Source organism: Mariniphaga sediminis (assembly GCF_003573545.1).
In the GTDB taxonomy this organism is placed as follows: Bacteria; Bacteroidota; Bacteroidia; order Bacteroidales; family Prolixibacteraceae; genus Mariniphaga; species Mariniphaga sediminis.
Genome location: NZ_QWET01000002.1, coordinates 55,295 through 75,100, shown reverse-complemented (window position 1 = coordinate 75,100; position 19,806 = coordinate 55,295). Strand labels below are relative to the sequence as shown.

14 protein-coding genes are annotated in these 19,806 nt (G+C 43.4%); 3 read left to right on the top strand and 11 right to left on the bottom strand.

Annotated features, from left to right (window positions below; translation table 11 throughout):
* Positions 1-6 precede the first annotated feature (6 nt).
* Positions 7-2,061, bottom strand: coding sequence for a T9SS type A sorting domain-containing protein (locus D1164_RS02640; RefSeq protein WP_172594319.1), 2,055 nt, complete (start codon positions 2,059-2,061; stop codon positions 7-9).
* Between the two features lie 302 nt (positions 2,062-2,363).
* Between D1164_RS02640 and D1164_RS02635 the strand changes: the two genes are divergently transcribed.
* From D1164_RS02635 to D1164_RS02625, 3 genes are all read left to right on the top strand, one after another.
* A complete protein-coding gene (locus tag D1164_RS02635) occupies positions 2,364-2,753 on the top strand; it encodes a heme-binding domain-containing protein (protein WP_119348395.1) in 390 nt (129 codons plus the stop codon).
* Positions 2,754-2,946: 193 nt separating this feature from the next.
* Positions 2,947-3,417 carry a heme-binding domain-containing protein gene (locus D1164_RS02630; RefSeq protein ID WP_119348394.1) on the top strand — a complete coding sequence of 157 codons (471 nt, stop codon included), beginning with the start codon at positions 2,947-2,949 and terminating at the stop codon, positions 3,415-3,417.
* Complete coding sequence (locus D1164_RS02625) at positions 3,418-3,831, top strand: threonyl-tRNA synthetase editing domain-containing protein (RefSeq protein ID WP_119348393.1); 414 nt, start codon at positions 3,418-3,420, stop codon at positions 3,829-3,831. It begins immediately after the preceding gene.
* Between the two features lie 311 nt (positions 3,832-4,142).
* On the opposite strand, the gene D1164_RS02620 is transcribed toward D1164_RS02625, so the two are convergent.
* From D1164_RS02620 to D1164_RS02575, 10 genes are all read right to left on the bottom strand, one after another.
* Positions 4,143-7,205, bottom strand: coding sequence for an FAD-dependent oxidoreductase (locus D1164_RS02620; RefSeq protein ID WP_119348392.1), 3,063 nt, complete (start codon positions 7,203-7,205; stop codon positions 4,143-4,145).
* 53 nt (positions 7,206-7,258) lie between these two features.
* Positions 7,259-8,953 (bottom strand): FAD-dependent oxidoreductase, encoded by a 1,695-nt coding sequence (locus D1164_RS02615; protein ID WP_119348391.1) that lies wholly within the window; start codon positions 8,951-8,953, stop codon positions 7,259-7,261.
* Positions 8,954-8,991: 38 nt separating this feature from the next.
* Positions 8,992-10,698, bottom strand: coding sequence for an FAD-dependent oxidoreductase (locus tag D1164_RS02610; RefSeq protein ID WP_119348390.1), 1,707 nt, complete (start codon positions 10,696-10,698; stop codon positions 8,992-8,994).
* Positions 10,699-10,970: 272 nt separating this feature from the next.
* Positions 10,971-12,668, bottom strand: coding sequence for a RagB/SusD family nutrient uptake outer membrane protein (locus D1164_RS02605; RefSeq protein WP_119348389.1), 1,698 nt, complete (start codon positions 12,666-12,668; stop codon positions 10,971-10,973).
* A gap of 12 nt (positions 12,669-12,680) precedes the next feature.
* Positions 12,681-15,926 (bottom strand): TonB-dependent receptor, encoded by a 3,246-nt coding sequence (locus D1164_RS02600; protein WP_172594318.1) that lies wholly within the window; start codon positions 15,924-15,926, stop codon positions 12,681-12,683.
* 177 nt (positions 15,927-16,103) lie between these two features.
* Positions 16,104-17,225, bottom strand: coding sequence for a FecR family protein (locus tag D1164_RS02595; RefSeq protein WP_119348387.1), 1,122 nt, complete (start codon positions 17,223-17,225; stop codon positions 16,104-16,106).
* Positions 17,226-17,290: 65 nt separating this feature from the next.
* Positions 17,291-17,878 (bottom strand): RNA polymerase sigma-70 factor, encoded by a 588-nt coding sequence (locus D1164_RS02590; protein ID WP_119348386.1) that lies wholly within the window; start codon positions 17,876-17,878, stop codon positions 17,291-17,293.
* Between the two features lie 122 nt (positions 17,879-18,000).
* Entirely contained in the window at positions 18,001-18,210 is a 210-nt protein-coding gene (locus tag D1164_RS02585; protein WP_119348695.1) for an SIR2 family NAD-dependent protein deacylase, read from the bottom strand.
* A 143-nt stretch (positions 18,211-18,353) separates the two neighbouring features.
* A complete protein-coding gene (locus D1164_RS02580; RefSeq protein WP_147371995.1) occupies positions 18,354-18,677 on the bottom strand; it encodes a DUF5320 domain-containing protein in 324 nt (107 codons plus the stop codon).
* A gap of 233 nt (positions 18,678-18,910) precedes the next feature.
* Positions 18,911-19,558 carry a carbohydrate-binding family 9-like protein gene (locus tag D1164_RS02575; RefSeq protein WP_119348384.1) on the bottom strand — a complete coding sequence of 216 codons (648 nt, stop codon included), beginning with the start codon at positions 19,556-19,558 and terminating at the stop codon, positions 18,911-18,913.
* Positions 19,559-19,806 lie beyond the last annotated feature (248 nt).

Below are 19,806 nucleotides of genomic sequence, written 5' to 3'. Positions count from 1 at the left end.
GTTTTTTTACCAGGGCATATAGGTAACCTTTTTCGACACCATTCCCTCCCCGGTTTTTAAGCGGACAAAGTAAACGCCCGGAATGTTACCCGACAAATCAATTTGAATTTTTTTATTCCGGTGGTTTCCCAGTTTCGCCTGAACCTCCTGCCCAATAAGATTGAATACGCGGATATTTTCGGGATCGATTTCCTGCCCGGCTTCAAAGGTAAAACCGGAGTGGGCCGGGTTGGGATAAATCAGCGCATCTGTCGGGTTATTTACCAATGGCGTATCGTTGGCCAGTGCATCCACGTTGCAGGCAATCAGTTCAAATGCATTTGCGATGCAATAGTTGTCATTGTTGGATGTCTGGAAATTGTACCATTCGTTATTTTGTTTGAACCAGAAAAAGTTTTCCTTTTCGGGTTGCCGTAATGATTGATACACCACAAAAGTATCCTGAGGAGCCAGGTTGCTTAACTCAAATCCCACAAAAAAGGTATCGGCAGGCTCCACCATTTCGGAGAACCCGATAAAATTCATGGCATCGGAAACAAGGCTGTTTATTTTAACTGTTTCTGAATGGATAACTGTACCAGGAGAATTTCCATTGTAAACAGTTACCGTAATTTCACTGTCGGTGCCGCCCGAGAGTATTACTTTTCCAACTCCAAGGGATACACCGTAGAACTGTTCATTTCCCGGGATGGAAAACCGTTCGGCAAACCCGGTAATTCCAATGTTGTTGGTTCCACCCCAGTATCCGGCAAACTGATTTTCGTTTTGCAGGACAATATTTTCATGTTCATCAAAATCCTCCAGGTTGGTAAAAGCCATGCACAGTTCTTCGTCGGTATAAAACCTCTTCCCTTGCAAAATAGTAGCGCCGGAATTAAGTGGGTCGAGCCAGTGTTTTAACTGTTTGGAAATATCAGCCCGAAATTCCCAGGCCATTTCAAAACGCGAGAAATAGTCGTTCCGGGGATCGCTGCAAAGGGCGGACCCGCCGGTAAGGGTTCCGATCAGGTTTTGGTCGGGATTGAATAATGGCCCGCCTGAAGAGCCATGTTCAGTGACACCGCCATCCCATCGTAAAATGCGTATAAACCCTTTGGGTGTGTAGTCAGAAAGAAAATTGGAATAAACAGGCGAATCACTGTCGTAAGCAATTTTTTTAATGTCGCCCTGCGGATGGTGGATACTGGTAGAAGAATCGGGTAAAACCTGACGGTTATCCCATCCGGCATAGTAAGGCCGATATTCAGGAGGAGGAACCAGGCTTAGTTCTACCAGGGCAAAATCGAGGCTGTCGGAAATGGCCCGCAGCACAGCGTTCGATACCGAATTCCCCGGATCGCCATCCAGCGGGGCACAGTAAGGACTTTCGTAATTAAACGTAAAAACGGATGTTTCGGCAAATTGGGCCTTCTCAATACAATGGGCGGCTGTAATAACATACGGTTTTTGATCTTCGGCCGTATTGTTTATCAGCGTACCTGTACAAATCTCTGCTTTGTTGTTTTTTGTGGTTATTATCCGGCAAACGGCATCTTTGGGATCTTCCCAGTCGCTTCCTGCTTCACAATGGATATCGATATTGCATTCACCCGCTGCGGTCCCCAATGGGCGCCGGTCGCTAAATTTTAAAATTCCTATAAAATCGTGGTTTACATTGGAAATGACAAAATCATTTTTACCGTTGTGGCCGGCCGGCACTTCATACTGAACAACCAGTTCATCGCCAGCCAGGGGCGCCACGGCAAATTTTCCCGAGGCCTTGTTGTTGATTGAAGTAAATGCCCCAAGGTGTTTCCCTTCTTTTTCGCTGAAAAGGAACAGCCGGGCATTGTACGGGAGTTTAAACCGATCAAAAATCAGTTGTATAGAAAAGGCATCTTTTGAACGGATTTTCAATTGCCAAATGTCAAATCCATCGATATTGTTTGTCCATAAACCATCTGTTTCGGGCGAAAGATGTACCTGAAACGTATGGGCAAACTGAAAGGCTTTCAGTCTGTTTCCCTGCTGGCGCTGTTCAGCTGCCTGTTGCTGCAACGCTTTGTTGTTCAACTCTGGCATTGTTTTTACAGGGATTCCACGGCTTTTTAGTATCGGAACTTTGAGGGGGGTGCCCCCACTTGAAACCTGACCTGTTACAACACAGGTTGTTGAAAACAGGAAAAACACTGTCAAAAAAAACCAACGCATCCTTTCTTATACTTTTTCGCCAAAGTTAATATTTAAAATCAGAGAGCACTTTTATCGGTTTTAAAATTCACCCCATGAAGGAAAATGGAGTCAACTTTCCGGCCTCTATTGTGTTTTTTTAAATTATACCGTATATTAAACAAAAATTATCTTCACTTAAAACGAAATGAATTATGAAAGTATTATTCCCCGTTTTTTTGATTGCAACAGTTTTTTCCGGCATTCTTATTCTGAATACATCTTTTAGAACAGTTTCTGATAAGAGTAAAACGACAATGCCCAAGGAGGTGAATGCCATTATCGATCAGTCGTGCTTTGGATGTCACAATACTGATTCGCAGAACGAGGATGCCCGGGAAGAACTTGATTTTAAAACGCTTGATGACTTACAGAAAGTTCGTAAAATCACAAAATTGAAAGATATTGCCAAGGTGGTGGAAGAAGGGGATATGCCGCCTAAAAAATTCCTGGAAAAAAGACCGGAAAAAAAACTTACGGAAGAGCAGATTAAAATTTTAACAGAGTGGGCTGAAAAAGAAGCTAAAAAGCTTATTGGGAGCTAATTGTTAAGTTCTTAATGCGTTACAAAATCATTTCCCGTTAGGGGAACCACTATCGTTGGCCTTTTTTGTGTGTGCGGGGAGTGTTATGATTTTCCGGGAGGCCATTGAAATGAGCTTGTGCACTTTATCGGATACCCATTAAAATATCTGATAAAATGAGATAAATATTTTTAGAAATAACAATCCAAATGAGATGAAAAAAATTCTGCGCATCGTTATTATTCTGTTTATCACAGCTCTTGTTGTAATCCAGTTTTTTCAACCGGAGAAAAACCAGGGAGAAATGACAGGGGATCATCTTTTCGAAGTAACCGATGTTCCGGAAGATATCAAAACGCTGCTGAAAACTTCCTGTCTCGATTGCCATTCCAATCAAACCAAGTACAGGTGGTACAATCACATTGCTCCGGCTTCATGGCTTGTAAACAGCCATGTTGTGAACGGCAAGGAGGAATTAAACTTATCGGAATGGGGCAATATGGATGTGTTGGAGAAGATATCTGCCCTGGACAAAATGTGTGAAGAGGTGGAGGACGGGAAAATGCCTCTCAAGTCATACAAGCTAATGTATCCCGGTGCAAGATTGTCGGAAGAACAGAAGGCTTTGTTGTGTGAATGGACCGGAAAACTGAGTGAAGAATTGCTTACAGAAATGGAGGAATAGATGAAGGTTCTTGTGATGTATGTGGATGAATTCAGTTACACTCCTGCGCAGAAAAACCTGGATTCGGCAGAAGAAATAACAGAAGGGGCCAGCTTTACAGATTCTGTTCTGGCATTTATCCAGATAGAAAAGACAGATGAAGATAACGATGTAAAAAGCCGGGAGAAAAAGCTGGTAAACCATCTGAAGTGGACCGCCCGCAAAAACAACTGCACAAAAATAATTCTGCATTCGTTTGCGCATCTTTCCGATTCCAAAGCCTCCGTGGAATTTACCAGGGAGGTTTTCGATTTGGCAGAAAAGCGGTTGCAAAACGGCGGATACACTACAGCACAAACACCTTTCGGTTATTTTCTTGATTTGCAACTGAAGGCGTCCGGCCACTCACTGGCCCGGATTTGGGCTACGCTCTGATGATATATTCGAAGGGCTGAACCCACTTCGGGGTTCTTATCATATCCACTTTATTACCACGGGTTTTACCCATGGCTATTATTATTTAATCCCTTTCGGGATAAAGAAGTGTCCGAAGGACATAAATTAAAATAGCCCCATGCGAAGCTCGGGGAAGGCAATGCGGGGTAAAGACGAAACCCCAAAGTGGGTTGAATTACTGATAATTAGCTAATATCAACTCTTGATTCGCCAGATATATTATTGTCTCTTCCAGCGGAACAATAAATCCCTGTAATTTTATTTTGAGTACGCTGTTTTGAACGAGTAGTTTATAACTCTATTTCTTTTTCCTTTTGTCCTGAAAATAGCTGAAGAACTCCATTGGCATGGCGGAAATAATGTCCGCGCAGGTCTTTGGAGTAATCGTTCAGAATCTGGTTCCCTACACCATTGTAGTCGCCACATTTGTATAGCGCACGGCCCAATATTAGTTCCCGCAATGAATTGTTTCGGGTTGAAACATCGTTTTTATGGGCGGGAGTGCGTTCTTTCGCTGTTTTGATATCAGGCATTGTATGTCCCCGTACACCGGGCAATTCCAGTATTTTGAAAAGCGGTTCAGCTCCTTTGGGATCGCCAATGGTTTCCAGGGCAATGGCAACAGCCCTGAAGTGTGAGAAGTGGCTTTCGGGTGTTAGCTTTTCTGCCAGGCGAATGATGGATGGAAGTGCCTCTGTTCTTCCCGTCCTTCCGGTAGCGATAATCAGGCTGTCGAGGTAGCTGATACTCTTTCCGAACTGGCCCATGCCGGTGAAATTCCAGCCTTCATCCCAATCGTCGTAGCTATCAAGGGCGGCAATCAGTTCCTGCCAGCCGTCCTGTTCCCCCAGCATGCCGAGAATGCGCGCATAAACAAGTTTGTGTTCTTCGTTTTGAGACAAATGAAATTTATCCGTTAATGCCGTAATTCCTCTTTCTTTATCCCATAAAATAATTTCCAGCCCTTCCAGGTCATTCACCACTGTTTGGGCAGCCTGCTGAATTTTTTCGTAGGGCGGTGGAAAATTGTCCACGTCAGTAAGCACATGCTCCGGCAAACTTTCAATTTGTACCAGCTCTTTTTGCAGCGCTTTTACATCAACGTACCGGATTTTTTGGTTGTTAAATTTTGCCCATGCGGCAGCCATTCCTACGGCATATCCCTGGTTTTGCAAGCAGGGCTGCATGCGGATAACCGGCATGGCATCCCGGTGGGCGCTTGCCCCCAGTCCCGTAACAGCAATCCCTTCCAGTCCTTTGGGAAGAAGTGCCCTGAAGGGGACAAATGCCAGAACATCCACTCCGCTGTGAGCCGGAGGTTTTAACGAGAAGAACGGATCCTCGGTAAACCCATGCGTGTCGAACGAGCTAAGATGTGCCGAAATGGTATCAGGATATGTTCGGTGGTTGTAAACATCAAGCACGCCCACTGTGAAATCGCCCACCATTCGCCGGCGCTCGCGGGTTTGTGGTATCTTTCCGATGTCGTATTGTTCTTTGAATTTATCTTTGGCCACAATAAATGCCCGCCACACATCCAGCATGTCGGAGTCGCTGATGAATGTCCAGTCGGTGTTATTATAAAAATCGTCGGGATTTTTAAAGGGTAAACCTGCCCCCTGCACTGCCACTGAAAGTCCGTCGGTATAGCTATATTCTGCTCCTGCCGCAATGGCAATATCCGCACTTCCGGTCGAATCGATCACCGTGTGGGCAAGCACCACCCCTTTGCCTTCCGGGGTTGCCACCACTACACCTTTCACCTGTCCGTTTTCCACATAGGCTCCACTGCCCAGCACCCCAAACCAGATATCGCCACCTGCATTACGGATTTCTTTCCGGAAATATTCTGTTTTCCAGTCGAAAACCCATTCGCCGAGTGACTTCTTTTTTCGGGGATTATCCGGGTCTATATTTTTAACACCGAGATCTACAATGTTGGTGTACCCTTTCCGGTACCCGTGGTAATATTTTCCGATCATGCCCAGGGTTCCCATGCCCCCCATTCCGTGCATGTAGTCGAGCACCAATGTTTTTGCTCCCTGTTGAGATGCGCCAACTGCCGCGGGAGCGCCGGCTGTTCCGCCGCCCATTACTACTACATCGTAAGTGCCCAAAACAGGCAAGGTTGTCTCTTCGGCAACCACTTCGTCCAGGTTCAGTGACGGGCGTAGTCCTTCCAAAATCTCGCCCACATCACCAGGCAGTATATTTTGTTGGTTGATGCCTTTTATTTTAGCCGATTGTATTTTGGTTAACGTGCTGGCAATCGTTGCGGCCTCTTTCCCAATCCGTTCTCCAATCCGGATAAGTTTGCCCGGCTGGAGCAAGGTTTCTGCTGCTGCATCGCTCAAATTAGCGCTTCCGCTCAACACAAAAATGTTTTCTGGCTTTCGTGGCTGAAAAACTTTCAGGTTGATGTTTTCCAAATCTACGCTGGCATTGTTCCACCTTTTTTGCCCCACCATTTTGTCCGGTGGATTTTGGAAAAGGAGATCTGCCGACTCTACCTGATCTGAGTCCCAGGTTAGGTCGCGGGCCATTTGCTCTGCTTCGGCAAACGAAGCCCAACTGCCGTCTTTCATGTCAATCTGAATGGTATACTCTATGGCATTGTAACGGATATCGGCATCGGAAAAACCACTCCCCTGTGTATTCCCTGTTGACACAAATTTTAGCTGCACCTGCTCGTCGTGAATTTTTCCGGTGAGTCCGGGCGTTTGCTTCAACTTGTTTCCCACAACGGTAAATTTGAAGGTTTGCTTTCCCGAAGGATAACTTCCGAACTGCGCTCCAGCCATTCGGGCCACCAAAGCCCGCGGGGTAGCGTCGATAATTGTTTTTGCAAAGATGGCCTGTCTTCCGGAACGGTTGGAGATGACAACTCCGGCAGGTTGGTCATTCTTATCGTTCAGAATATCGGTTACATAACTGGAATAAAGGAAGTCGACATTGTTATTAATCAGTTCATTGTCGAGAGTACGTTTTACATGCATCGGGGTGGGCAGGCCTTCTCCGAAAATTTTCTTGCCCAGTTCGGTATTTAAAATGCTTTGATCGCTCGTCCACAAACGGTATGTTCCGCAAATATCTTCACCGAGGTAAGGTTCCTGGGCGACGAGGAAAACTTTTGCCCCGTTCTGTGCGGCATCTGTCGCTGCTGCCACGGCTGCCAGCGATCCGCCGATAACAACTACATCTACGTTGTAAGCCACCGGTATTTTTCGTTCCGACTGGTAGCAATATTTTTTTTCGTCCGGATTCGAGGAGTAGTTAAAAGCAAATGCCCCCGGGGTCAGCAAAAATGCTGACCCGGCTGCCGCGGTTTTTACAAAGTTTCGTCGTTTCATCATTATGGTTTTATATTTTTTCGCAAATCAGAACCGGGTCTGATTTTATTTGCCCGTTATTGAATGATATTTTCCAGGGTTAATACCTGTCCTTTATGCAACAGCCGTTTTTTTAGTTTTTCGTACTCCACATCCTGAACAGCACTGTTTTTGTCGATAGCCATGCAGGCAGCTACTGCCGCCGACTGGCCAAGAATCATAAATACCGGTTCCATCCGAATGGAGCCAAAAGCAATGTGGCTGGCAGATGCACAGACCGGAACCAGCAGGTTCTGGCACTCTTCTTTTTTAGGGACCAGGGCGCCATAGGCAATTTCGTAGGGACCGGGTAGTGAAACACCGATATCGCCTTCATTATGAACGTGTCCGTTTTCATCTACATATCGTTGCACATTGTGGGAATCAATGGTGTAGGAACCCATCCCTACCGATTGGGGAGTGGGAGTGCGCTTCAGCAACTCGTTTTCTGTCATCACAAATTTGCCAATCATTCGCCGGGCTTCACGTACATAGATTTGATGAGGCCAATGCCCGTTGTCTGTAAACTCATCTTTTGGCAGGCCCCATTTTTTCATTTCTGTCTGAATGTCTTCGGGAACCCGCTTGTCGTTAGCTACAAACCAAAGGAGTCCCTTTTGGTAAGTTTCATGTTCTTTGATGATTTCCCTGCGGCGTTCGTAGCTGGCTTCGGGGTAATCGTAATTCATTCCGATATTGTCGCTGCTAAAAGGGCCGTGGTTGTTGGTGTCGGTTTTCCGGTTGGGAATGGCGTCGAACTTCCCGAACCATTCGCGCCAGCCGGCATCAAAAATACGCACCAACAATTCATACTGGGTGGAATCGTAGCCTTCAGGTTTGGGAAAAGGGATGCGGTTTTCAGGATGGTTGGTCATGCATACCCTGAAACAGTATGCCTGTATCCGGTTATCGCCTTCGCCTTTTTCTCCCGGTGGGTCGGGGCTAATGCGTGGTAGCAGTCCGCTTACCGGATTCCCCGGCTCCCAATAGGGGTCGATAGGCTGGGCAAGTACTTTAAAATGGTGCCGGTGGTGGTAAACCCCTGTTTGTACTCCGTTCCACTCTTCCCCGTAAACATTGGTGCCTTCGCGGCCCACGTGGTAACTAACCCCGGCCGAAGCCAGCAAATCGCCTTCGTAAGTGGCATCCATAAACATTTTTCCCTGGAATGTTTTGCCGGAAAGTGTGGTGATAGAAGTAATCTTTCCATCGGTCTTTTTTACTCCGTTTTTCCGGTCGAGCCATTCATCACGATACAATTCAATGTTATTTTCCTGAATCAGCTCTTCAAAAACCTGTTCGGCAATGTGCGGCTCAAAAATCCACATAGTACGCATGTCCCCGTCAATGGCAGGAGTTCCCTGGCCGGTATTCCCGTATTCTTCCTTTTGCATCCATTTCCAGGCCTCGTCCTGTTGGTAATGGTTGTACACGCGGTGGTAAAAATTTCGGGCCAGCCCGCCAATGGTCTCTTTTTTGCCGGTGTCAGTCCAACCCAGTCCACCTGCGGTCAGTCCTCCCAAATGAATGTCGGGAGAAACGACAATGACGGATTTGCCCGATTGAGCCACCTCAACTGCGGCGATAACAGCAGCCGATGTGCCTCCGTAAATAACTACGTCGGCCTCAAAAGTATGGGCGGGCTGATTTTTACATCCCTGGAATATGAATAGTATAAAAAGGAGTCCCAGGAATGTTGTTGCCCCAAACAGGTATTTATGATTCGACTTCATTTTATTTCGTTTTAGTAAGTATTGAAAGAAACTTTATCTCATTCGTGTGCCAGAATTTGTTTGTCTTCCAGCAAACGGCTTTTCAGAATGTTGTAGTCCAGTGCATGTACATCTGTTTTGTTTTCGATGGCCAAAGCCGCTGCAGTGGCTGCCGACTGGCCCAAAATCATAAAGACAGGTTCCATACGAATGGAGCCGAAAGCAATGTGGGTCGAACTTACGCAAACAGGTACCAGCAGGTTGTTGCATTCTTCTTTTTTGGGAATGATGGAACGGTAGCTGATAGGGTAGGGTGAAAATCCATGTGCTTCCACGTTGCCTTCGTTCTGGACATAACCATTGGCATCTACATAGCGTTGCACCTGGTGCGAATCCATTCCGTAGGCTGCCAGGCTAACCGGATCTTCAGCCACATCCAATCCTTCGCAGTGGCGTTGGGTCATTACATAATCGCTAATCATCCGGCGTGCTTCGCGGATATACAACTGCTGCTGCCAACCGTCTTCCCGTTCGTACTCATCTTTGCAGGTTCCCCATTTCGAAACGGCGTCTCTTACTTTCTCCGGAATACGCGGATGGTAGGCCAGGGTCCACATTAATCCCTGCTGGTACGACCGGTGCCGTTCGATAATTTTTTCACGTTCTTCATAGCTGCCTTCCGGATAATCCCAGTTCTGCCCGATAAAATCGGTAGAGAAACCCTTCTGGTTGTTGGTGTCGGTTTTCCGGTTAGGCATCGCTGAATTTATCCAGGGAACCAGTGGATCGCCGTAATGGTACATTTCTTCAATCGGCCCTTCGGCAGCTTCATAATTCCGGAAAAGGAGTTCATATTCCAGTTCGTTGTACCCAACAGGCTTTTTAAAAGGAATGCGGTTGTCCGGATGGTCGGTCAGGGTCATACGGAAACAGTAGGCCTGAATACCTTTGTCGCCACGCCCGTCAATACCGGGGCCACCTTCAACAATAAACGGCAATAATCCGCTCGAAGGATCGCCTTGTACAACGTAGGGATCAACGCCATCAATAAAATTGTGGTGAATGCTGTTGAGTGAAACGCCCCTTTTGAGGGTTATGCCAATATCATTGGCCTGAACCCCATTCAATGTTTCGCCATATTCCTTGTTTGATTCACGGCCGTAGGTGTAACTAACACCGGCAGTTGCCATTAAGTCACCCTCGTAAGTGGCGTCGATAAACATTTTTCCACGGTATTTCTGTCCGCCTTCCATTTCAATTTCCACAATCTTTTTTGCCTGTTTCTTTACACCGTTTTTTCGGTTCAGCCGTTGCTCATAGACCACATCGATTTTTTCGGCTGCCATCATTTTTTCATATACTTTTAATGCAACTGACGGTTCAAAAGTCCACATCGCATCTTCTCCTTTTTTGTTTCTGCTTTGTCGGTATTCTTCCGGTTTCTGCCATTTCCAGTTTTCCGGTTTTTCGTAATACCTTTTAATATTCTGGTAAAACTCACGGGAAATTCCGCCAACGGCCTGTTTGTTACCAATGTCAGTGGCTCCCAGCCCGCCGGTGGTTAATCCTCCGAGTCGTGTGGATGGTTCAATTACCACTACCGATTTCCCCATACGCGAACTTTGAATGGCTGCCGCAATCCCGGCAGAGGTTCCCCCGTAAATTACAATGTCGTACTCCTTTGTTTGACTTTGGGCATCGAATGGAAATATTGATGACACAATCAGTGCAAGAATAATTGTCAGAAATTTTTTTGTAGCAAACATAGTAATATCTTAATGGTTAATAATGATTACATTTTTTAGTATTTCTAGAATAAATTAGGAAAAGGGTATTATATCCAAACTCCCATTCATTAAATCCGAAATAAATGAAATTTTAATAAATAAAACAGTTAGAAAATTAAGCGGTTTAAACATTACTTAATGTTTGGCGCTAATATAACGGGTATAGTACTATTCTTCCTATTTTTTTGAGAACAAAAAGAAAAAAGTGGTTCCCTGGGTTTCGCCGGGGAACCACAATGAACTAAACTAAGCTAATCCCCGTATCCGGGATTTTGTGTCATTTCTGAATTTGTATCCATTTCAACATAAGGAATCGGCCATAAATAGTCGCGATTTTTATCAAAAGAGCGAATCTCCACCACGCGCATTTTAAAGTCTGCTGATTCTCCCTGCTGAGCTATCGGAATATTGTCGTAATACGATGTTCCGTGTTCGTCTACTCTTGGGGCAATAGCTGGATACGCTTTTTTCATACGACCCAGAACAGGCAGATTCATAACATTCTCTGCAATTTTCCACCTGCGGATATCGAAAAGACGGAGTCCTTCACAAGACAATTCATATTTTCTTTCGCGTCTTACTGCATACCTCAGTTCTGTTTGATCAGTGGTTGTAATTGGAGGCATCTCAACTGTTGGACGCTGTCTCACTTTGTTGATGGCATCAAGAACAGACTGGTCTATTTGACCGGCTTCAATTTTTGCTTCAGCGTAGTTAAGCAAGACTTCAGCATAGCGCATTACAATCATATTCAGCTCACTGTCGTTTACAGCATCTTTATCCAGGTTATCGGCATATTTTCGCCAGCCAATTCCGGTAAATGTGGCATAAGCGTGAGTGGCTTCCAGGTTGGGTATTCTTTGCGGCGGATCCACATTGTAATTCCAGCAATAAAGGCTGTCGCCGTGGGTTTCATACTGAAATCCCAAAAAGATAGAACCAGGCAATGAAAGCGTAAAATTTAACCTGGGGTCTCTGTTTGCAAATGGATTTTGCGGATCATACAATGGCGATTCATCAATCTGAAGTCCGTCAATACATTCCCACGTGTCAGCAGTTTGGTAACTTGGCTTCTTATTGGTATGTCCTTTTGCATTTCGGGTACCAAAGAAGCGAAACATAGAGTGCATCTGTTCTCCTTTCAGGAATTGAACAGAAAAAATTATTTCTTTTGAATCCTGCCCGGCATATTGGAAAAGATCCATATAGTTGTCATGTAAAAGTACTTCTGTGCCTTCCATGGCCATTACTTTTTGCGCAGCAGAAATAGCATCGCTCCAACGTTCATTATACAAAGCTATTCTTGATACGAGTGCCCACGCTGCTGCTTTTGAAGCTCTTCCCGATAAAGGATTGGTTTCTTGCGGCAAATCATTGGCGCATTCGTTCAATTCAGTAATCAGAAAGTCAGCGATGTCCGATTTTGTAGCTCTTGGAACATTAGACTCAGACAGAGATAAAGGAGTTGTTACCAATGGAACTCCACCCCAAAGTTCTATTAGATAATGGTAATAGAGTGCTCTAAGAAATCGGGCTTCTGCTTTGCTCTGTGCAAAAACCTGAGCCGGTATGTTTTCTTGTCCTCTTTCCATGTTTGTAATCAAATAATTGCATCTTGATATGCCTTGGTATAAATTTGTCCAAAGGCCTAACAAATCGGCATTTCTTGAATCAGCGTCACCACGCCCTGCTGCCTGAAGCGGAGAACCATTCCTGTCCCAGCCAATATCAGATACTTGATCGAAAACAGGAACAAATGGCATTGATTGTACTCGCGACCATAATATGTTGTAGCAACCGGCCACTGCCATCTTCAGCTCTGTTTCGTTAGATAAAAATGTGGCGTCAGATGGATTATTTAGCGGATATTTTTCCAGATAATCTTCGCATGATACCAACGCAAATGTTAGTAAAATGGTTAAAATGGAATATTTTATTTTTGATTTCATATTTTTTTACAATTAAAATTTGACATCAACACCAATACTGAAAGTTTTTACTTGTGGATAGTAACCTCCATTACCCACAGGAGCCTCAACATCGTATCCATCCCAGAAGTTTTCCAGGGTAAGCAGGTTTTGTCCACTCAGGTAAATACGAAGCTTTTCGGCTTTTATCCGGTTGGTTACACTTGCCGGCAAGGAATAGCCAACCTGCAGGTTTTTTAGCCGCATATAAGCCGCATTGCGCATCCAGAAACTTGATGTTTGTTCATTATTGGTTTCATTAAATGCAAAACGAGGGAATGTTGCATCCTTATTGTCAGGGGTCCAACGGTCTTTGTGTTGTTCCTGGATAGTACCTCCCATAAGAAATGGCATAATACCCTGATCGCGGATTATTCCATCAGCCTTTCCTACTCCCTGAAGAAAAATACCAATATCGAAATTCTTGTATTGGCCGTTAAACGTGAGACCAAACGTATAGCGGGGTATTGTTGCACCAATTATTTTATAATCACTGGCATTAATAATTGAGTCATTATTCTGGTCGATATATTTAATGTCGCCGGGTGCAATGGTACCATATTGTCTGGCATATTTATATGTCCCATCTTCATTAAAGTCTTCCTCTTCAATAAATCCATCAGCCTCCAAACCATATATGGAAAGCATGGGATATCCTTCGTGATTAACTGTTAGTCCGGTTTTGTTCACGCCTTTTAAGTCTAATACCTTATTTTTTACATCCGAAATGTTGATGCCAATTTCATATTTAAATTCGTTGTCCCAATTGCTGTAGTTCAAACCAAGGTCCCACCCTCTGTTTTCAACTTTTCCCGCGTTTTGTTCCGGGGCATCCATTCCAATAATCCTGGGAATATCAAGATCCAGAAGAATATCATCAGTTACTTTATAATAGTATTCGGCCACAATATTTAAGCGATCGAATAAAGTAAGATCCACGCCGAGATTGGAAGCTGTGGTCGTTTCCCACGAAATTTCGGTGTTGGCCAAACTGGTAATCCCTGCACCGCTGTTTACCTGCTTGTCGAAAACATATTTCAATCCAAGATTAACATCGGAAGAAAACGGGTAAAGTCCAATATCCTGGTTTCCTAATTGTCCCCATGAAGCTCGGATTTTTAGATTATTTATAATAGGACTAAGTGATTCAAAGAAATTTTCTTCTGATAATCTCCAGCCTGCTGAGAATGAGGGGAAAAATCCCCATTTCCGGCCGGTGACAAAGCGCGATGAACCATCTTGCCGGAAATTGGCTTCAAACAGGTATCGTCCTTTGAAATCGTAATTTACCCTCCCAAAGAATGACTGCAACGCCCATTCGCTGGCCGAACCGTAAGCTTTCTGGTTTTCTTCACCACCGGAATTCAGTACCGGATAATCAGGGAATGGAAAAACCTCCCGGTAGCCTCTTAGCGCATCGTTTCGGTAATCTTCCTGCTGATAACCCAAAAGTAATTTCACCGCGTGATCCTTAAATTCTTTGCTGAATGTCATCGTACTTCTCAGGTTATTGTGCAGACTACGGCTATGGCTTGTGTTGAGCGTACTTTTCTGGGGGGCTTTATAACTTTCCGAGCCATCCCATCTGTAGGTTTGAATGGCTTTAACAAAATCGGATACATTGGATTGCCAGTAGTTTGGAGAGTAGGCCAAATCCATAAAAAGCCAGTCAACGGGTTGGTATTTCAAAACAAGGTTCAGGGAAAACGAAGGAGCCTCCTGGGTATATAGCCCGCCGTCTTTTGTAAAAGCAATCGGGTTATCTCCATTCCAACCTTCGCCCCATTGCCCATTGGAAAGAACACCCCCCTGGTTTGCGGGTATGCGCCCCGACCAGTGGATTGCAGAGTTTGTTCCTCTTGAAGGTTCAACTAAATGAGATTGTTTAATGTGGGCATCAACCTGTGCTGAAAAGCTTTTGGTTAAATTAAGGTCGGTATTGATGCGTAACGTATATCGGTCGAAATTGGTATTTGACATGATACCGTTTTGATCCAGGTATCCGAGTGAGGCCAAAACCCTTACTTTCTCAGTTCCCCCGTTCATCGTTAAAAAGTGACTCTGCATTAACCCATTACCGGTTAAGACCTGGTCGTACCAGTCTGTGTCAGGATACCTATCCGGATTGGTTGCCATTCCCTGCCGGTATTCCTCAATATATTCCTCTGAATAAAGAGGGGATTTACCTACGTTTACATAGGCTTCATTAGTAAGCAGCATGTGGTCAATGGCTCCTACCATATTCGGAAGGAAGGTAGGTTGTTGTGTTCCCACATATCCGTTGTACGAAACAGACAGTTTGTCTTGCTGCCCCCTTTTTGTTGTTACCAGGATAACACCATTGGCAGCCCTTGAACCATAGATGGATGAAGATGCTGCATCTTTTAATATAGAGACGGATTCAATTAAAGTAGGATCGATGTTGTTAATTCCCATTTCTATCCCGTCAACAAGGATGAGAGGATTGCTGTTGCCCAGTGTTGTTTTTCCCCTGATGCTGATCGCTCCGCCATCGCGTCCGGGCTGACCACTGCGCTGAGTGACTACCACACCGGGAGCAACACCCTGTAATACCATGGAGGACTGAGCTACCTGGCGCCGGGCAAGAGCTTCCCCGTCAACTGTCGCAATGGCTCCGGTGAGATTTACTTTTCTTTGACTCCCGTAGCCGACTATAACTACTTCATCCACTCCCACTATATCTTCTTTCATCGTTACATTAATCGTCGATTGTTCTCCAATCTCAAGCTCCTGGGTTAAAAGACCTACGAAAGAAAATGCGAGGACATCGTTTGGTTGCTGAATTGTAATGGAATAACTTCCATTGACATCTGTAACCGTTCCGGAATTGGTTCCTTTGAGCATAACAGTTACACCCGGAATTGGCTCTCCCTGGGCTGTGGTGACTTTGCCTCTTACCGTTTGGGGCTGTTGCCCTTCGGCCGGAATAATCACAATGAGGTTATTTTCTGCAATTTTATAGGTGGTTTTCGAAAAATCGAAAAGTTGAGCCATGATTTCAGTAATCGTTTCGTTTTCAATGTTAAAGTCGACTTTGCGTTTCATATCCACAAAATCTTCGTTGTAAAAGAAACGAAACTCACTCTGTTTCTCAATGTCCCAAAATACCTCTTTTACTGTTTTGTTTTTGGATTTGATGGACAAGCGCGTTTGCGAATACACGCTTGCGGACATTTGCAAGACCAGAAATACGCTTAGAAAGAATGTTAGTTTCGTCATAAGTAAAACCTTTTTAATGCCTCGTTTACAAGGAAGAGACAGTTCCTTAAAAAAATTTTTCATATTTTTGAATCGTTAAGGTTTAAAATGTGTTGCCTCATAGTGCCAATATGAAGCAACATTATCTTTACACAAGATTTGGGAGGTCATACTGATCTCCCTTTTTAAATACGGATTTTATTTCATAAGCAAATGTTTAAATTTTCCCATTTTTTGATTATCAGACATTATGTAAACTGTTTTTCCTTCAATGACGTATTTGATTGGGGAACTTGAGCAAATAGCATCCAACACCTGTTGTAGTGTTTCGTCTTCAAGTGTTCCTCCAAATGAATATTCTTTCAGTAATTCGTTGTCGAAAATAAAGTTCACAGCATACCGGCGTTCCAGTTTTTGGGAAAGTGAACCTAATTTTTCGTTGTTTATTATCCACCTTTCATCTTTCCAGGAGATAATAGGATCCGGTTCGATGGAGGTGATAATTTTTAATCCGGATTCTTGTTTCGGCACCGTTTCATTTTCTTTTAAGGATTGATTAGTATCAATAAAATCAACGGATTTACTATGTTTTGTAAAAATGGCTTTTTCGTTCCTCGTGAGTATCACATCTTCTGTTAGTTTGAAATTATTTCCTTCCAATCTGACAGAGCCTTCAATTAACGTGGTTTCAATGGTTTTTTCTTCGCTGTAAGCTTTTACATCGAACTTTGTGCCGAGCGCTGTAATATTTAATTCACTGGTTTGAACTGTAAACGGAAGCGCCGGGTTTTTTTCTACTTCGAAAAAAGCTTCGCCCGAAAGGTTTATTGCACGGTTTTCAATGCCGAAATGGCTATTGTATGACAGCGTTGTTCCGGCATTGAGCCAGATTTTACTACCGTCGGGCATTTTTACAAACGAGCGTGAACCAAGAGGGGCTACATATTCAACAAGAAAGGGATCTGCAATATTGGGTTTGCTGTGAAGCAAAGCATGACCAATTCCTCCCAGAATGAAAACCAGTATCAAAACGGCGGCTACTTTGAGTAACCTAACCCAGCTCTGAATAGGTTTTTTGTTTTCTTTACTTAGTTGATCCTGAATTTCCTTCCAGGCATCTTCCATATTTATTTTGTCATTTATCCGGGTAAAATGGCTGGCTTGCCATATATCTGTCATCTGGTCGAACAGCAACTTGTTGCCTTCACTCTTTTCAAGCCAGTTGTTCAGTAGCCCGGATTCTTCCGATGTGAGTTTTCCTGAGAAATAATCGATGAGGGCTTTTTTCTCGTTTTCTGTTATGTTTAAGTTCTCTTTCATTTTTTGTTTTCTAATTATGATGACACAATTTTTACCTGGAGGTATTACAAGGGGGAGTGTTTTTTTTATTTGAAGAATGAGAAAAGAAGAATGAATAGGTGTGGAAGGGCTTCTTTGATGTTTTTTAATGCTCTGAATATTTGAACCTTAACTGTATTCTCAGAAATATTCAGTTTTTCAGAAATTTTTTTGTGCGACAGTCCTTCAAAACGGCTCAGTATAAAAATTTCCCTGCATTGTGGTGGAAGTTTTTCGATTTGAAGGTTTATCTGTTCTTCCAGTTCTTTGGCCAAAATATTTCCAACGGGATAATCGGGAGAAAGTGGCTGCCTGATTTTCAGTTCGACTACCGTTATATCCTCCACCAAAAGTGTCTTGTTTTTTCTTTTTTCCCTTTCCAGGTAGTTGATGCAGGCGTTGTGTACCGACCTGAAAAGGTAACCCGACATGGAAGTTTTTATGGAAATTTTTTCCCGGTTTTGCCAAAAATCGAGGAAAAAATCTTTTACAATGTCCTCGGCTGTCTCCAGTTGTTTGGTGTAGTCGAATGCGTAAGTACACAATCGGGGATAGTAGGTTTTAAATACCAGTTCAAAGGATTTGTGGTTTCCCTTCTTTAATGAGTCGACCAATGTTTTCTCCAGTACATTCATAAGTATAGTTAAGCCTGCTACAATGAATGACGAAGTTAGGGTAAGTCGCCAATAAATCCAATGATGATTTCGATATTTTTTTTTCGAATAGTAGCTATTTGTCTCAGTTTTAGATGGGTGGGTTACTTCTTCTGTTTTTTGTTTTTTACAAGCTCCTCACGCACCATGGTGTGGCCACATTCCGGGCATTTAATTTCGGTACATTTTATTCCCTGTTTATGGGGGATTTTGTGCCCGCATTTCACGCAAAGACAATAACCGCCGGGGCCATAGGCTCCCCCCTTATTCCTGCCCCTGTGGCCGCCAGTTCCCATTCCTTTTCCCGGTGTCATTTTAAATGTTTTTGTTTGTTTTTTTAGACTATTTGTCTGCAATAAATGTCAAATTTTAACTAAAAAAACTTTTCGGCTTCTCAATATTGAGAGGCCTGAAAAGTGATGAGTTTCCATAATTTCAGGAAGCAAAACCCACTTGTTCAATCTTCATTCTTGGCTTTGCGGATTTTTTTCAATTCCTTTTCAATTCTCATTAGTTGGTCTTTTAATACCCACACTTCATTTTGGAGCAATGTTTCGTCTGAGCTGTTCTGACAAAGATTTTTGGGATAGTTCCAATAAGGATTTCTCCATCTGAATCTAAAACCTCGTCTGCCAACACGTCCGGACCCACTGTGGAATCCACGCCTGAAATTTCTGGATTTACTCTCTGAAATGTCATGGGTACTTCCGGTGCATCTGCCAAGCTGCTTCCCTGTCATCCGGCCTGCACCCATTGGTCCTGTTCTGTTTAATCCTGGCATAATAACCTCCATTTTTAATTAATACACTACAAATATAATGAACTTATGTTTGAAACAAAAGGCTTTTTGCTTGAATTTGAAAATGTTTTTGGAAAAGGCGTAAGTTTCCCATCTCCGGTATCGTTTTTTTTTGTCAAAAGAACCGGTTACGGAAGTTAATTTCAGCGAGTGCGTTGGATAAACAAAAAATTCACCCGTTGATTATGGCTCAGCGGGTGAATCCATTGGGTATTTTATTCGAATTGCACCTTCCCAAAGAACTCGGGGCGATGGTAATCCGGATTTTCAGTTTTGATGGGGTTCCACGTAACATAATGCATCACAGCTGTTTCTTCTCCGCATTTGTAAAAATTGGCTTCTGCATTCAATCCTTTAAAGGTTTTCAGGTTGCTGTAAGCAAAAGATTCAATCGGAATCCGAATCATCATTTCCCATTCAAAGTTTCCTGATTTGTCATTGAACGGAGCGCTTCCCAGCGACGATTTAATATCAATCTTTTCAATAATTTTTGGATCGACAAATTTCCGGTTGCCTCTTCCCGGGCCATAGCCAAGGTGGATGGTGCCAATACAGCTAAACTCGAAATTGTAATAATTTTTCTCTCCGGGCGAAATGAAAAATTCCACACAACTGTCTTTGTAAACATCACCGTTAGTGCGGGTTTCCCTGGCCCTGATGTGTTTTTCTTTTACATAGTATTTTAGCCAGATTTCATCTCCTGTGTGCCCTATCCGAAAATTGACTTTCGGCATATAACTAAAATCTTTCCAGTTTAAAATCTGAATAGGATTGGAAACACAATGCTTCTCCAGTAAATGTTCTGCTTCAGAGAAACTAACCGACTTCTGAGTTTTAATTTCTTTTACGAAAAGCTGATTCATATTTATTAAGTTTTGTAAACGGTAAATGTAAGTAATTTTTAAGAACCTCCTGCATCTTTAACGTCACTCTAACAGGATAAATGCAGTAAAACCATTGAGAGACATCACTGCAATTTTTCCTGTTTTTGCTGACAATATTTATAGAAGAAGGGCGGGCTTTCCAGGCAAAATTTATTAATCGAATTGATTTTAATATCATTTTGTCTTTTATTTTTATTCGTATATTTATTGAACCCGTATGTTTTACA

Excerpts from the sequence above, each read along its gene's own strand:
- D1164_RS02640 (WP_172594319.1), bottom strand. The coding sequence starts at position 2,061 with ATGCCAGAGTTGAACAACAAAGCGTTGCAGCAACAGGCAGCTGAACAG.
- D1164_RS02635 (WP_119348395.1), top strand. The coding sequence starts at position 2,364 with ATGAAAGTATTATTCCCCGTTTTTTTGATTGCAACAGTTTTTTCCGGC.
- D1164_RS02630 (WP_119348394.1), top strand. The coding sequence starts at position 2,947 with ATGAAAAAAATTCTGCGCATCGTTATTATTCTGTTTATCACAGCTCTT.
- D1164_RS02625 (WP_119348393.1), top strand. The coding sequence starts at position 3,418 with ATGAAGGTTCTTGTGATGTATGTGGATGAATTCAGTTACACTCCTGCG.
- D1164_RS02620 (WP_119348392.1), bottom strand. The coding sequence starts at position 7,205 with ATGATGAAACGACGAAACTTTGTAAAAACCGCGGCAGCCGGGTCAGCA.
- D1164_RS02615 (WP_119348391.1), bottom strand. The coding sequence starts at position 8,953 with ATGAAGTCGAATCATAAATACCTGTTTGGGGCAACAACATTCCTGGGA.
- D1164_RS02610 (WP_119348390.1), bottom strand. The coding sequence starts at position 10,698 with ATGTTTGCTACAAAAAAATTTCTGACAATTATTCTTGCACTGATTGTG.
- D1164_RS02605 (WP_119348389.1), bottom strand. The coding sequence starts at position 12,668 with ATGAAATCAAAAATAAAATATTCCATTTTAACCATTTTACTAACATTT.
- D1164_RS02600 (WP_172594318.1), bottom strand. The coding sequence starts at position 15,926 with ATGACGAAACTAACATTCTTTCTAAGCGTATTTCTGGTCTTGCAAATG.
- D1164_RS02595 (WP_119348387.1), bottom strand. The coding sequence starts at position 17,225 with ATGAAAGAGAACTTAAACATAACAGAAAACGAGAAAAAAGCCCTCATC.
- D1164_RS02590 (WP_119348386.1), bottom strand. The coding sequence starts at position 17,878 with ATGAATGTACTGGAGAAAACATTGGTCGACTCATTAAAGAAGGGAAAC.
- D1164_RS02585 (WP_119348695.1), bottom strand. The coding sequence starts at position 18,210 with ATGACACCGGGAAAAGGAATGGGAACTGGCGGCCACAGGGGCAGGAAT.
- D1164_RS02580 (WP_147371995.1), bottom strand. The coding sequence starts at position 18,677 with ATGCCAGGATTAAACAGAACAGGACCAATGGGTGCAGGCCGGATGACA.
- D1164_RS02575 (WP_119348384.1), bottom strand. The coding sequence starts at position 19,558 with ATGAATCAGCTTTTCGTAAAAGAAATTAAAACTCAGAAGTCGGTTAGT.